Consider the following 13,442-nt stretch of genomic DNA (forward strand, 5'->3'; position numbering starts at 1 on the left):
GGCGCTTGGGCGGCCCTGAAGACGAGGAGTTACGCGGCGGGTGTCAGGTGTTCAGGGCCGCGAGCACCATGGACCTGGCCTCCTCCTGGATCTGCCGCAGGTGCTCCGGCCCGCTGAAGGACTCCGCGTAGATCTTGTAGACGTCCTCGGTGCCCGAAGGGCGGGCCGCGAACCAGGCGTTGGCGGTGGAGACCTTGACCCCGCCGAGGGCGGCGCCGTTGCCGGGGGCCTCGGTGAGGACCGAGGTGACCGGCTCGCCCGCCAGGGTGTCGGCGGTGACCTGACGCGGCGACAGCTTCGCGAGCAGCGCCTTCTCCTCGCGGGAGGCCGGGGCGTCGATGCGCGCGTAGGCGGGGGCACCGAAACGGTCGGTGAGCTGCGCGTAGTGCTGCGAGGGCGTCTTGCCGGTGACGGCCGTGATCTCGGAGGCGAGCAGGGCCAGGATGATGCCGTCCTTGTCGGTGGTCCACACCGAGCCGTCGCGGCGCAGGAACGACGCTCCCGCCGATTCCTCGCCGCCGAAGCCGAGCGTCCCGTCGGACAGGCCGTCCACGAACCACTTGAATCCGACCGGGACTTCGACCAGTTTCCGGCCGACGTCCGCCGCGACCCGGTCGATCATGCCGGACGACACCAGGGTCTTGCCGATCCCGGCCTCGGCGGGCCACTCCTTGCGGTGCGAGAACAGGTAGGAGATCGCCACGGCCAGGTAGTGATTGGGGTTCAGCAGGCCGCCGTCAGGGGTGACGATGCCGTGCCGGTCCGCGTCGGCGTCGTTGCCGGTGGCGATGTCGAACCGGTCGCGCTGCTCGATGAGCGAGGCCATGGCGTACGGCGAGGAGCAGTCCATCCGGATCTTGCCGTCCCAGTCGAGCGTCATGAAACGCCAGGTGGGGTCGGCGAGGGGGTTGACCACCGTCAGATCGAGCCGGTGCTGTTCGGCGATCCGGCCCCAGTAGGCGACCGAGGCGCCGCCCAGCGGATCGGCGCCGATCCGTACGCCGGCGGACCGGATCGCGTCCAGGTCCAGCACGTTCGGCAGGTCTGCCACGTACGTGCCCAGGAAGTCGTGGCGCCCGGTGCCGGGCGCGGCCAGGGCGCGGGTGTAGGGGATGCGCCGTACGTCCTTCATGCCCGCGGTGATGATCTCGTTGGCGCGGTCCTGGATCCAGGAGGTCGCCTCGGAGCCGGCCGGTCCGCCGTTCGGGGGGTTGTACTTGAAGCCGCCGTCGGCGGGCGGGTTGTGCGAGGGGGTGACCACCACACCGTCGGCGAGGCCGGAGGTGCGGCCCAGGTTGTGGGTGAGGATGGCGTGCGAGACAGCCGGGGTGGGCGTGTAGCCGTCGGCCTGGTCGATGAGGACGCTCACGTCGTTGGCGGCGAACACCTCCAGTGCCGTGACCCGCGCGGGCTCGGACAGGGCGTGGGTGTCGGCGCCCAGGAAGAGAGGGCCGTCGGTGCCCTGCGCGCTGCGGTACTCGCAGATGGCCTGGCTGGTGGCCGCGATGTGGTCCTCGTTGAACGCCGTCGTGAGGGACGAGCCGCGGTGTCCCGAGGTGCCGAACGCCACCCGCTGCCCGGGCTCGGCCGGGTCGGGGTGCAGCGCGTAGTACGCCGTGACCAGGCGTGCCACGTCGACGAGATCCCCGGGTCCTGCGACCTGCCCTGCTCGCGCGTCCTGCATGTCCCGCTCCTCCGCAAGGTCGACCGTTGGGTACCGGCTCATTCTCCCCTGCCCGGCCTGCGGGAACGCACACCGCGCGGGGCGTGCCGGTGAGGGCCCGGCTGCCTTCTCGGAGTGCCGGGCCCTCGCACCGTCTGTTCGACGTCCGTCTGCTTGGCGTCCCCCTGCTTGCTACTTGTCCTGGAGGACGGCGGTGAGGGTGTCCTCGTTCATGGTGTCGGGGACGTGCACGCCGGAAGGGAGCTTGTAGCCCTGGCCGCGCACGGCGCCGCCGGGGAACTCGCCGGTGTGGATGTTGAAGTACCAGTTCCCGGGATTGGCCTTGATGCCTTCCAGCAAGTCCTTGTCAGCCACGGTGACCGTGCCGTAGACGAACTTCTTGCCGTCCTCCAGCTTCTTCGTGAAGAACGGGATCTTCACATCGCCGTTGACACCCTTGACGCCCTTGTGGAGGTGGCCCAGGGTCGGCGTCTGGATTCCGGTGAAGGTGAACGCGTAGGAGACCTGGTCTCCCTGGATCCGCATCAGGGCCAGCGCGTGCCCGTCCTTGTCCCCCACCGCCGGACCGCCCTCGACCGGGACCTCGTCGGCACCGGTGAGGACCGAGCCGAAGAAGGCCGCGTCCCCCTTGTTCTTCTCCCACCGGCCCACGCCCTGCGCACCTCCGCCCTCGGCGCCGGCGTGCTCCGTACCGGAAGACGCGTGCCCGCTGCCCGCCTCGGCGCCGGCGCTGGTCGCGGCGTCCTCGCCGTTGCAGGCGGTCAGCAGAAGCGCACCGGCGACGGCGGATACGGCGATCATCCCAAAACGCTTGCTCTTCATGAGAGTTATGCCTTTCAAGTGCTGCGACCACGGCTGTCGCGTGGTCCGTCACCCACAACACGAACTGCCCCGACGGCACGCCTCACCCGATGACAGGCCTGAGACATTCCTGAGACGACTCCCGATCACTCGCAACGCGACCCGGACACCACGCCCAGCGGGCAAGATCCCCAACTCCCGGAAAACGACCAGCGGTTGGGATCTCGGAGCCGGTGGACCTGGGTGGCAGCTACTGGTGGTCCGCGCTCGCCTGCGGAAGCGGCCGGCTCTACGCCCAGAACCACGACGGCGTGCTGACCGCGTTCGACCCGGCCACCGGGAAGAAGATCTGGACCGTCGAGCTGCCTGGGCAGTACTCCTTCACCTCGCCGCCCACCTTCGCCGCCGGCGTGGTGTACACGGGCGGCGCCGGCTCGGGCGGCACCTTGTACGCGGTGGACGCTGCCAGCGGTGCGGTGCTCTGGACCCGGTCGGTCGCGAACGGGGACAACAGCTCGCCCGCCGTCACGGCCAACGGGGTCTACGTCTCGTACGCCTGCGAGCAGACGTATGCCTTCGGTCCCGAGTCGGGCGACCCGATCTGGCACCACGACACGGAGTGCTCCGGCGGCGGGGGCCGTACCCCCGTTGTCGCCGACGGCGGTGTCTGGGTTCGCGACGATGCCGGGATGACCCCCACGGTCCTCGACGCCACCGACGGTGCGGTACGCGGCACCTACGAGGCCGCGAACTGGTCGCCCGCGCCGGCCTTCGACGGCCGGCAGGGCTACTTCGTCGACGACGGTGTCCTTCAGGAGCGGCACAGCCGCACTCTGGCCACCCGCTGGAAGTTCGAGGGCGACGGCCGGATCAGCACGGCGCCGATCGTCGTCAACGGCTACGTCTACGTCGGCTCGCTCAGCGGTCGGCTGTGGGCGCTCAACGGCGCCACCGGCCAGTCCGTCTGGTCCACCGACGTCGGCGCGCCGATCAACGAGCCCGACGAGCACAACGTGTCCGAGCCGCTGACCGGTCTCGGTGCGGGCGGCGGGCTGGTGGTGGTTCCGGCCACCGACCTGCTGGTCGCGTACGGGCAGTGACGTGCGGGCAGTGACGCACGGACAGTGAGCGGTGGGGTGGCCGCCGGGGCAGGGCGGCCACCCCTTGCCCCGGCGGACGTCGACCGCTCCGGCGTCTACCCCTCCCGCCGCGCCCGTTCCTGGATCCGGTTGCGGAGGCGGTCCAGGGCGCGGGACCGGCTGCGGGCGACCGTCCCGCGGTGCACCCCGAGGATGCGGGCCGCCTGGTCCAGGGTGTGCCCGTCGAGGTCCACCAGGATCACCGATCCCGCCTGCCTCGGGGTCAGCTCCGTCAGGAGTTCCAGCACGTCCAGCTCCGCCGCCCGCCGCTCCACTCCGCCGTCCCACCCCGCGGCACCGGACGGGTCGACCTCGGCCGTCGGTACGAGCCTGCGCTCGCGCCGCCCGCGGTCGCGGATGACACTGAGCAGCGCGCGGAACGCGTAGGCGTACGGCTCCGGATGGTCCAGGAAGGCCCGCGGGCGGGCGGACAGTTTGAGATAGGTGTCGTGAACGGCGTCCTCGGCGGCCTGCGTGCTGCCGCCCGTCAGCTGCGAGGACCTCCGGTACAGGCGGGGCAGCAGTTCGCTGAACGCCGCGTCGAAACCCTCGTCCGTGCGCGCGGTGCCGGCCGGGATCGGTGTGCTCATGTCCGGTGACTCTCCTGCTGGTCGTGGGGCTACGGTGGCTGCCGGGGTGTGGGTCAGACGGGTCCCAGGCCCCGGACGCGGAACTGCATGACCCGGTAGGGCCAGCCCTTCGCGGTGTTCCACTGGCTCACCGCGAGGTGGAGGTCGTCGAGCGTGGACCCCGGGACGACATAACCGCCGTACAGCTGGGCCACGTGGGTGTCGTCCTCCTTGCCCCACTCGGTCCCCCACAGCAGCGTGCGGCGGTGGGCGCCGCGCAGGTCCGCCGCCGGGTGGTCGGCCACGAGACCGTCGATGCGGTAGCCGCCCTGGTCGAACCAGGTCAGCACCCACCGGCCGCCGAGCGGGCGCAGGCACATCTCGCCGAACCGACCGTCGAGGACGGGCGCGGGCGGGTTGCCCCACGCCCAGCCGCCGCCGGAGTACCCCCACGGCTCGTACGCGGCCGGGTCCGTCAGCCGGGACGCGCGGACCCGGTGCAGGATGACCGGCTTGTCGCGCTGGAAGCCCGTCGACAGCACGTAGACATACCCGTCCTCGCCGAGAGCCCAGGTGAGGAGCTGGAACATGCCGCCGTGCAGCCCCGGCGGGAACACCGCGCCGGTACGGGTCCAGCTCGACCCCGAGTCGTCCGAGCGCCAGATCTCGGTGCGCACCACGTTCCCGAGCCCTTTGTTCACCATGACGTGCAGGTACACGGTGCCGCCGATGGTGATCGCGTCGGACGGCAGCACGGTGGTGTACTCGGGGCCGTCGTGGTCGTACGGCCACAGCTGGCGGGCGTGCCGTCCACCGACGGCCCCCGTCCAGACCACCCGGCCGCCCGGCCCGCCGAAGCGCCCGTAGAGCGCCGTGGGCGAGCGCCACCAGCCGCCGCCGACCCGGCCCTCCTCGAAGGTGTCGCCGAACACGAACATCAGCCTGCCGTCGGGCACCCGGACCGGCACACCCAGGTCGGTGGCCTCCATCCGGAACCGTGTGGTGATGCCCGGGCCGGTGAGATCGGCGACCTTGGTGACCTGGAGGGGTCCGGTTCCGTAGACCGGGCGCGGCCGACCCGTTGCGGGCCCCGGCTCCGTCGCGTACGCGCTCCGGCCTAGCAGGGAGGCGCCGGCGAGGTCGGCCGCGCCCACGGTGCTGGCTCTGAGGAACGTGGCCCGGCTCAGGTGCACCGGACGGGGCACTGCCGTCCGAGGGGTGTGGGGGGAGTCGGGGGTGTGGGGGCTGCCGTCGGATACGCCGTCGTGCATGAGTACTCCTGGGTGCGTGGGTGATCGGTGCGTGGGTGGTGGAGGGGCGCAGGGCGTGAGGTCCTGTGGGGCGGGAGGTCGTGGGGTCGTGGGAGTGGGGCCGGGGGCCGTTCGTCAACTTCTGTCTTTCGTCGCGGTTCCTCTTTTCTGCTGGTCTTCGACGGCTTCTCAGGTGCCTGCCGCGAAACCTGATGCACCGTTTGTAGCGGCGGCGCGTTGTTCACGATCGGCGCGCCGGAACTGAACAAACGCATGCTGAACAATGCGGTGACCTGGGAGGACGGGCGCGCGTGCCACGAGGAGAACGGCCCCTGGACGCGGCGGGCGGCCCGCTGCCGGAATTCGCGGGAAAACTGCGGAAGCTGCGCGAGGAGGCGGGCGGCCCCACTTATCGGATCCTCGCGGAGCGCGCCCACTACTCGATCGCGGCGCTCTCCGGCGCGGCGGGCGGCCGCCAGTTGCCAACGCTGGCGGTGACGCTCGCCTATGTCCGCGCCTGCGGCGGCGACGAGCGGGAATGGGAGCGGATCTGGCGCAGGACGGCAGCCGACTGCGCCACGCCGGCCGAGGAGGAGTCACCCGGCTCCCGGCCCTTGGCGGCGTCCGCGCCCTACGTCGGTCTGGCCGCCTTCCAGCAGGCGGACGCCGACGCGTTCTTCGGCCGCGAGAAGCTCACCGGCCGCCTGGTCGGGCATCTCGCCGAGAAGAGGATGCTCGTGCTGTTCGGTCCTTCGGGTTCCGGAAAGTCCTCGGTCCTGCGCGCCGGTCTGTTACCCCGGTTCCCCGGCCGGCCGGTCCTGTTGATGACTCCGGGCGCGCACCCACTGGAGGAATGCGCGATCCACCTCGCGGCCCGCACCCGTACACCTGCTGGAGCGCTCGTCGCCGACCTCACGGCCGACCCCCGCAATCTCCACCGGACCCTGCGTCAGGTCCTCGTAAGTCCCCCGCGTTCGACGGACTCATCGCATCCGCACGGGGCGGATTCATCACGCCGGACGGATCCACCCCTCCCGAACCCACCCCTCCCACCGGACCCCGAGGGCGAACTCCTCCTCGTCGTGGACCAGTTCGAGGAGGTGTTCACCCTGTGCGCGAGCCCCGGGGAGAGGGATGCCTTCATCGCCTCGCTGCTGCACGTCGCGCAGGTCCCGGAAAGCCGCTGCCGTGTGGTCCTCGCCGTACGGTCCGACTTCTACACGCACTGTGCGCAGTACCCGGACCTCGTCGAGAGGCTGGCCGAGGCTCATGTCCCGGTCGGTCCCATGACCACCGACGAGCTGCGCGCGGCGATCGTCCGGCCCGCCGCGCGTGGCGGGCTGACCGTCGAGGGCGCCCTCGTCACCACGCTCACCGCCGACGCGCAAGGCCGGCCGGGTGCGTTGCCCCTGCTCTCCCACGCCCTCCTGGAGACCTGGCACCGCCGGCGTGGCAACGCCCTCACCCTCGCCGGGTTCCGGGCGGCCGGCGGGTTCGAGGGCGCCCTCGCCCAGACCGCGGAGGAGTTCCACACGCGTCTGAGCGACAGCCAGCAGGAGCTCGCCCGGCGGCTCTTCCTCCGGCTCGTCGCCCTCGGTGAGGGCACCGAGGACACCCGGCGCCGCGTGCCCCGCACCGAGCTCGACGCCGGCCCCGACTCGGGGTTCGTCCTCGAACAGGCCACCCGGGCGCGTCTGTTGACCGTCGACCGGGACCACGTCGAGCTCACCCACGAGGTCCTGATCGGCTGCTGGCCCCGCCTCGGGCACTGGCTGCACGAGGACCGGGACCGGTTACGGCTCCAGCGCAGGCTCACCGAGGCCACCGCCCTCTGGGAGTCGCTGGACCGCGATCCCGACACGCTCTACCGCGGCCTCCGTCTGGCCGTCGCGAGGGAACTGCCGAGGGATGCGCTGACCGCCCCGGAACGCGCCTTCCTCGACGCAGGCGAGGACGCCGAGCGGGAGCAGGCCCTGCGGGTGCGCCGCCGGGTGCGCCGGCTGCGGCGACTGGTCGCGGCGCTCGTGGTGCTGCTGGTCTGCGCGGTCACCGCCGTCGGCCTCGCGCTCGACGCCCGTCTGACGATCACCGCACAGCGCAACCACGCCCTGGCCCTCCAGGCGGCCGACGCCTCGGTGGACCTGCGTACCCGTGACCGGTCCCTGGCGGTGCAGGTCGCCCTGGCCGCGTACCGGCTGGCACCGGCCGCGGGCACCCGGGACGGTCTGCTCAGCGCGCTGACCGTCCGGCTGGCCGACCGCTCGGATCCGAAGGACGCGCCCGGGCCGGACGGCCCCTCCCCGGCGGTGCACGCCCTGGCGGTCACCCCCGACGGCCGTACTCTCGCGACCTCCGACTCCCGGCGCAGGATCGTGCTCTGGGACATGCGGGACCCGCGGCGGCCGGTCCGGCTGTCCTCCGTCGGCGGCCTCGTCGACCACGCCCACTCGCTGGTCTTCGGCCCCGGTGGCCGCACTCTCCTGGGCATCGGCGCCGAGCCCGTGATCCATGTGTGGGACACCAGTGATCCCCGAGACCCCGAGTTCGTGTCGCGGACCGCGACGGGGCATCGCGACTTCGTCTACGCCCTCGCTGTCGGACCGGGCGGCCGGCTGGCCGCCACCGGCAGCTACGACGGCACCGTCCGCCTGTGGAACGTCGCCGACCCGGGCCGCCCCCGCTTGAGGTCCGAACTGACCGGCCACTCCCGCAACGTCAAACCGGTGGCCTTCAGCCCGGACGGCCGCGTGCTCGCCTCGGGCTCCGACGACCGGACCGTACGTCTGTGGGACGTCACCGACCCGGACCATGTCACCCTGATCTGCGGCTTCGAGGCCCACCGCAACTTCGTCGACACCCTCGCCTACAGTCCCGACGGCCGCACGCTCGTCACCGGAAGCGACGACCGCACGGCACGCCTGTGGGACGTGACCGACCCCCGCCGCCCGCGTCCTCTGGCACAGCTCACCGGCCATATCGACGTGGTGAACAGCGTGACCTTCGCACCCGACGGACGGACGGTCGTCACGGCCGCGGAGGACGGGGCGGTACAGCAGTGGGACGTGAGCGACCCCTCCCACCCACATCTGCTGGCCCAGCTGACCAGTCCGGCGGGCGCGGTCACCGTCGTACGCCATCTCGCGGCACGCGGCGCGCTGGTCACGGCGGGCGTCGACCGTACGGCCCACGTCTGGAACACCGACCTGTCCTCCGCGCTCGTCGACGCCTGCGCACGGGTGCAGGGGGTGATCGGCCGGGCCCGGTGGTCCCACCACTTTCCGGGACTGGAGTACCTGCCGCCCTGCGCCGAGGGCACGTGAAACGGGGGCGGGCCCGGCGCCGAAGCACCGGGCCCGCCCGCGGTCACCGCTCGGTCACCGCTCACTCGGCTGCCGGCCGACCGCCGGTCAGCGGTTGGTCCACAGCACCCACTTGAGGTCGCCGTTGGCGCACTGGAACTCGTCCCAGTGCCGCCGCTGGACCCCGTCCTGCCCGGCCTCCAGGCAGCCCCCGCGCGTCCAGTACTTGTCGCGCAGGATCCAGCCGGGCGGAGCGGCCATCGCCTGCGCCCCGGCGGCGACCTGCCGGGGAGTCTCGGCGGAGAGGGCTGTCGCCTGGGTGGTTCCGAGGCCCAGGGTTCCCGCGAGGACGGCGGCGGTGAGCAGACCGGATGCGAAACGCTTGCGCATTTGTACCAACTCCTACTGGTATAGGCGGCATTGCATCCTTCACACGTCCCGGGCGCCTCTCCCGTATGACCCAGAGCGATGTGACGTGCGTCACCCTGCGGGCGCGACGGCCACATTGTCGAAGCTGGCCGCGGTGTCGAAGACCCGCACGCCGTTCGCGCCGCTGCGGTAGGTGCCGTCACTGACGGAGATCTTGGGTGTCGTCATGTCGCCGACGTACACCTTGATCGAGGAGCCGACGGCGGTGACTCGCATCCGGTAGGTCGAGCCGGAGCTGACGGCCGTGCGGGCACTCGCCAGCTCGGTCCAGGAGCCGTTCGCCCGGCCGAGGACCACCTTGCCGCTCGGGCTGATGCCCGCGTAGTAGCCCGCATAGCTGTCCCAGCCGACCGACGGCCCGCTCACCCTGAACGTCAGCCCCGCGTCCCCGCCGCCCGAGGTGACGCTGACGTCGGCGTCGTAGGTGAAGTCGGCGAAGTTCGTGTCGAGCAGCGCCTTGCCACCCAGGTCGCGCCCCACCCGGTACCGTCCGCCGCTGGCGGACCACGTCCCGCCGTACGTCTTCCAGCCCAGCGCGTTGTCGTCGGCGAAGTTGTCCTTCACCTGCATCGCGACACGCCGAATGGTGCCGTCAGCGTTGAAGTACAGGCGGTCGTAGGCCAGTTGGCGATGGTTGCCGTCGGTCTCACCGAGCGGACGACGGTGGTAGACGATGTACCAGATGTCGGTGCCCGGCACGTTGACGACGGAGTTGTGGCCGGAGCCCTTGGCGACCGCCGGATCCTGGGCGAGTACTTTGTCGATCTTCCTGAAGGGTCCGGTCGGCGAGTCGGACATCGCGTACGACACCGAGTAGTCGGGGCCGGTCCAGCCGCCCTCCGACCACATGAAGTAGTACTTGCCGTTGCGCTTGAACATGTAGGAGCCCTCGGTGAAGTTCTCGGGGGTGATCTCCTTGTAGGTGGTTCCGTCGTCGAACGTGCCCAGACTGGTCATGTCCGGGTTGAGCTTGACGACGTTGGAGTGGTGCCAGCCGCCGTAGTACATGTACGCCTGGCCGTCGTCGTCGATGAAGACGTCCTGGTCGATCGGCTGGGCCCCGTTGTGGAACTGCGAGATCAGCGGCTTGCCGAGGGCGTCCTTGTAGGGGCCCTCGGGGCGGTCGGCGACGGCCACGCCGATCCCGCCGAGCTCGGAGTTGTTCTGGATGTCGTTCGCGGCGAAGTACAGGTAGTACTTGCCGTTCCGTTCGACCGGCGCCGGGGCCCAGACCGCGTACTTGGCCCAGGAGACGTCCGCCGTCTTCAGGACGTTGCTGTGCTTGGTCCAGTGCACCAGGTCGGTGGAGGAGAACGCGTCGAGGTAGGTCTGCTCGGCGTAGGTCTTCGACGCCGTGGGATAGACCCAGTACTTGCCGTCGTAGACCGCGACGTCGGGGTCCGCGTACCAGCCGTCGACGAAGGGGTTGCCCGCCTCGGCGGTCGGGTAGTCGGGCGCCGCGACGGCGGTCGAGGGCGAGAACATCGCCACGAGGCCGCCGACCAGCAGCGTGGCCCAGGACTTGGCCCAGAAATTGGCGACGTACCCGGTCGATCGGACAGTCACGAGAACCTCCGTGGGGGGTGAGGCTGCCGGCGGCAGACAACGTTGTCCAGAACTCGCTGCACTCGCTGTACTTGATGCACTTGACGCGATCGCTGTACTTGATGGCTTGATGCACTCGATGCCGAGAAGTGGCTCGTGAGATCGCTGCAAGCAGGTGTTTACATCGTTGCAAGGGGGGCTGTAAACCCTTTGCACACGGATCGTCAGCGGCCGGGTCGTCTCTGGAGGGCACATCAACTGGGCGGCCCGCGCCATCAGATGAGGGACAGACCGCGCCTGGACCGACTCGACGATCATGACGAGCGGTCACATCTGACCGGGTGCCCGCATCCGGGGCCCTGCCCGCCCGGCGCAATGGAGGCGCCTCACGCCCCCGGATGGTTCAGGGTGCGCACGAACTGCTCCGCGAGCAGTTCGGTGTCGATGCCGTCCGCGCTGCGCCCGGACAGGATGTGGAAGAAGGGCGGGCCGATCAGGAGTGCCGTCGCCTGTTCGAGCGAGAGGGTGGTGCCGCTCGACTTCCGCGCCGCCTCAACCACCTCCGCGGCGCTCTCGCCCAGGATGTCGCGGGAGGCGAGCAGCGCGGCGACGTCCGCGTCGTGCTGCGCCTCCCCCATGAGGGCACGGTAGGCCGTGCCCGCGTCGGAGCGGGACAAGAAGGTGACGAGGGCGTCGAGGTACGCCTTGAGGTCCTTGCGGGGGTCGTCGCCGAGGGACACGGACAGCTCGTGCCGGGCGTCGATGGCGCTGGCCTCGTATAGGACCTCCGCCTTGTTCGACCACCATCGGTACACGGTCTGACGGCCCACACCCGCCCGCTCGGCGATGCCCTTCATCGTCAGGGCCGCGTACCCGACCTCGACCAGGAGGTCGTCGACGGCGTGCAGCACGGCGGCGCGTGCGCTTTCACTGCGGGGCCGTCCGCGGCCGCTTCCATCCACCATGCCGCCACTGTATACGAGGCACGGCGTCTCGCATGTGTTACGTTAACGGTGCACGGTGACTCGTAAATGAGTGCCCGGCTTTCCCTCGCCCTGTCCGGGACGAGCCTGCCGGGCGGTGTCGTCCGGCCGTGCTTCGTGCGACGCAACCCCGCAATCCCCCAAGGAATCGAGAGCAATGGCTCCCACACTGGAAGTCACCCTACGCCCGACGCAGCGGTCGGGCCCGGTGCTCGCCTGCGTGAGTGTGTGCACTGCCCTGGTCGTCGGATTCGTCGCGGCGATCAACCTGGCAGTACCGCAACTGGCCGCGAGTTCACTGCGGCCGACCTCGTCGAACCTGCTGTGGATCGTCGACGCCTATGTCGTGATCTTCGCCTGCCTGGTCATCCCTGCCGGTGCGGCGGGGGACAAGCTCGGCCGCAAGGGCGTCCTCATGGCGGGGCTCGGCATATTCGCGTTCGGCGCCGTCGTGTCGGCCGTGGCGCCGAACGTCGCGATCATGCTGGTCGGGCGCGCCGTCACGGGCCTCGGCGCCGCGTGCGTCCTGCCCAACTGCGTGGGCATCCTGCTGTACGCGACCGCCCCCGAGCGGCGCCCTCACGCGCTGGCCGTCTGGGCTGCGGCCACCGGCATCGGCGGCGTCGTCGGCAACGTCGGAGGCGGCGCGGTGCTGAGCACCGGCTCCTGGCGCGCGCTGTTCGTGGCGGTCGCCCTCATCGCGGCCTGCTGCCTGGCGTGGGCCGCACGGTCCGCGCCACGCGGTGTTCGCCTCGATCGCACCCTCGACCTGCCCGGCACGCTGCTGTCCGTGGCAGCCGTCGTGGCACTGCTGATCGCAATCATCGAAGGGCCCGAACAGGGCTGGGGCAGCACGGTCGTCCTCACGGCCTTCGCCTGCAGCGTCCTGCTGAGCCTGTGGTGGGTGCGTGTCGAACTGCGCGCCTCCCATCCCATGCTCGACCCGCGGCTGTTCCGCGATCCGGCCCTCAGCAGCGCCTGCCTGGGCATGACCATCACGTTCTTCGGGAACTTCGGACTCTTCTACGTCAACGCCTCACTCCTGCAGTACGGGCGCGGCTTCTCCGTCCTGCAGGCAGGGCTCGGGATCATCCCGCTGACCGTCCCGCTCCTGCTGGGCACCCGCTACGTACCCGGGCTCATCCACCGCATCGGCATACCCGCGACGCTCTCCGCGGCCTTCGCCCTCACCGGCTCCGGCCTGCTCGGCCTCTCCTACGCCTCGACCATGGCCTACCCCGTGTACGCGGCCGGTCTGTTCGTCATCGGGCTAGGCATCATGCTGGCCGCGCCCTGTCTGACCGCTCAGATCGCTTCGGCCCTGCCCGTGGAGAGGGCGGGTGTCGCCGGAGGCCTGCAGTCCGCGACCCGCGAACTGGGCAGCGCTCTGGGGGTGGCCGTCGTGGGCACCATCCTCACAGCCGGGTTCACACGCCATCTGCCCGCCGACCTGAGCCGGCACACGCCGCTCCCACGGACGGTGCGGGAAGCGCTCACGCTGGCTCCGGCCGACCATGGCGCCGTCACCGAAGCGTTCATCCACGGCGCCAACACCGCGCTGCGGGCCGCGGCCCTCGTCGTACTCCTGACCGGGGCCCTCGTCGTCGCCGGCAGCCGCCGCACCCAACGGACCGGCGTGCCCGCCCCGCGGTAGCAGCGGGGCCACACGCCACCTGACTCGGCATCGGCATCGGTATCGGTATCGGTATCGGTATCGGTATCGGCGCCAACGCAGACGCCGCG

10 protein-coding genes are annotated in these 13,442 nt (G+C 70.9%); 3 read left to right on the plus strand and 7 right to left on the minus strand.

Annotated features, from left to right (window positions below):
- Positions 1-43: 43 nt before the first annotated feature.
- Positions 44-1,684, minus strand: a complete 1,641-nt coding sequence (gene pgm / locus OHS59_RS02380; RefSeq protein WP_328491700.1) for a phosphoglucomutase (alpha-D-glucose-1,6-bisphosphate-dependent) — start codon at positions 1,682-1,684, stop codon at positions 44-46.
- Between the two features lie 171 nt (positions 1,685-1,855).
- On the minus strand, positions 1,856-2,485 hold the full coding sequence (locus OHS59_RS02385; protein WP_328491701.1) for a CHRD domain-containing protein: 630 nt from the start codon (positions 2,483-2,485) through the stop codon (positions 1,856-1,858).
- 233 nt (positions 2,486-2,718) lie between these two features.
- On the opposite strand from OHS59_RS02385, the gene OHS59_RS02390 reads away from it, so the two are divergent.
- Complete coding sequence (locus tag OHS59_RS02390) at positions 2,719-3,585, plus strand: outer membrane protein assembly factor BamB family protein (RefSeq protein WP_328491702.1); 867 nt, start codon at positions 2,719-2,721, stop codon at positions 3,583-3,585.
- Positions 3,586-3,680: 95 nt separating this feature from the next.
- Here the strand turns inward: OHS59_RS02390 and OHS59_RS02395 are convergent, their stop codons facing one another.
- Both OHS59_RS02395 and OHS59_RS02400 read right to left on the minus strand, forming a co-directional pair.
- Entirely contained in the window at positions 3,681-4,214 is a 534-nt protein-coding gene (locus OHS59_RS02395) for an RNA polymerase sigma factor (RefSeq protein WP_328491703.1), read from the minus strand.
- 53 nt (positions 4,215-4,267) lie between these two features.
- Positions 4,268-5,464: a DUF4185 domain-containing protein gene (locus OHS59_RS02400; protein WP_328491704.1), complete on the minus strand. Its 1,197-nt coding sequence runs from the start codon at positions 5,462-5,464 to the stop codon at positions 4,268-4,270.
- Positions 5,465-5,754: 290 nt separating this feature from the next.
- Here OHS59_RS02400 and OHS59_RS02405 point away from each other — a divergent pair, with 290 nt between their 5' ends.
- On the plus strand, positions 5,755-8,763 hold the full coding sequence (locus OHS59_RS02405; RefSeq protein ID WP_328491705.1) for an nSTAND1 domain-containing NTPase: 3,009 nt from the start codon (positions 5,755-5,757) through the stop codon (positions 8,761-8,763).
- Positions 8,764-8,850: 87 nt separating this feature from the next.
- Here OHS59_RS02405 and OHS59_RS02410 read toward each other — a convergent pair whose 3' ends face one another.
- The 3 genes from OHS59_RS02410 to OHS59_RS02420 form a co-directional block, all read right to left on the minus strand.
- A complete protein-coding gene (locus OHS59_RS02410) occupies positions 8,851-9,132 on the minus strand; it encodes a hypothetical protein (protein WP_328491706.1) in 282 nt (93 codons plus the stop codon).
- A 90-nt stretch (positions 9,133-9,222) separates the two neighbouring features.
- Positions 9,223-10,737 carry a family 43 glycosylhydrolase gene (locus OHS59_RS02415; protein WP_328491707.1) on the minus strand — a complete coding sequence of 505 codons (1,515 nt, stop codon included), beginning with the start codon at positions 10,735-10,737 and terminating at the stop codon, positions 9,223-9,225.
- A gap of 365 nt (positions 10,738-11,102) precedes the next feature.
- On the minus strand, positions 11,103-11,681 hold the full coding sequence (locus OHS59_RS02420; RefSeq protein ID WP_328491708.1) for a TetR/AcrR family transcriptional regulator: 579 nt from the start codon (positions 11,679-11,681) through the stop codon (positions 11,103-11,105).
- Positions 11,682-11,856: 175 nt separating this feature from the next.
- On the opposite strand from OHS59_RS02420, the gene OHS59_RS02425 reads away from it, so the two are divergent.
- Positions 11,857-13,353, plus strand: coding sequence for an MFS transporter (locus tag OHS59_RS02425; RefSeq protein ID WP_328491709.1), 1,497 nt, complete (start codon positions 11,857-11,859; stop codon positions 13,351-13,353).
- The last annotated feature ends 89 nt before the right edge of the window (positions 13,354-13,442 follow it).

Source organism: Streptomyces sp. NBC_00414 (assembly GCF_036038375.1).
Classification (GTDB): domain Bacteria; phylum Actinomycetota; class Actinomycetes; order Streptomycetales; family Streptomycetaceae; genus Streptomyces.

Coding starts and splice junctions, on each gene's coding strand:
- OHS59_RS02410 (WP_328491706.1), bottom strand. CDS start 9,132: ATGCGCAAGCGTTTCGCATCCGGTCTGCTCACCGCCGCCGTCCTCGCG.
- OHS59_RS02400 (WP_328491704.1), bottom strand. CDS start 5,464: ATGCACGACGGCGTATCCGACGGCAGCCCCCACACCCCCGACTCCCCC.
- OHS59_RS02395 (WP_328491703.1), bottom strand. CDS start 4,214: ATGAGCACACCGATCCCGGCCGGCACCGCGCGCACGGACGAGGGTTTC.
- OHS59_RS02420 (WP_328491708.1), bottom strand. CDS start 11,681: ATGGTGGATGGAAGCGGCCGCGGACGGCCCCGCAGTGAAAGCGCACGC.
- OHS59_RS02425 (WP_328491709.1), top strand. CDS start 11,857: ATGGCTCCCACACTGGAAGTCACCCTACGCCCGACGCAGCGGTCGGGC.
- OHS59_RS02385 (WP_328491701.1), bottom strand. CDS start 2,485: ATGATCGCCGTATCCGCCGTCGCCGGTGCGCTTCTGCTGACCGCCTGC.
- pgm (WP_328491700.1), bottom strand. CDS start 1,684: ATGCAGGACGCGCGAGCAGGGCAGGTCGCAGGACCCGGGGATCTCGTC.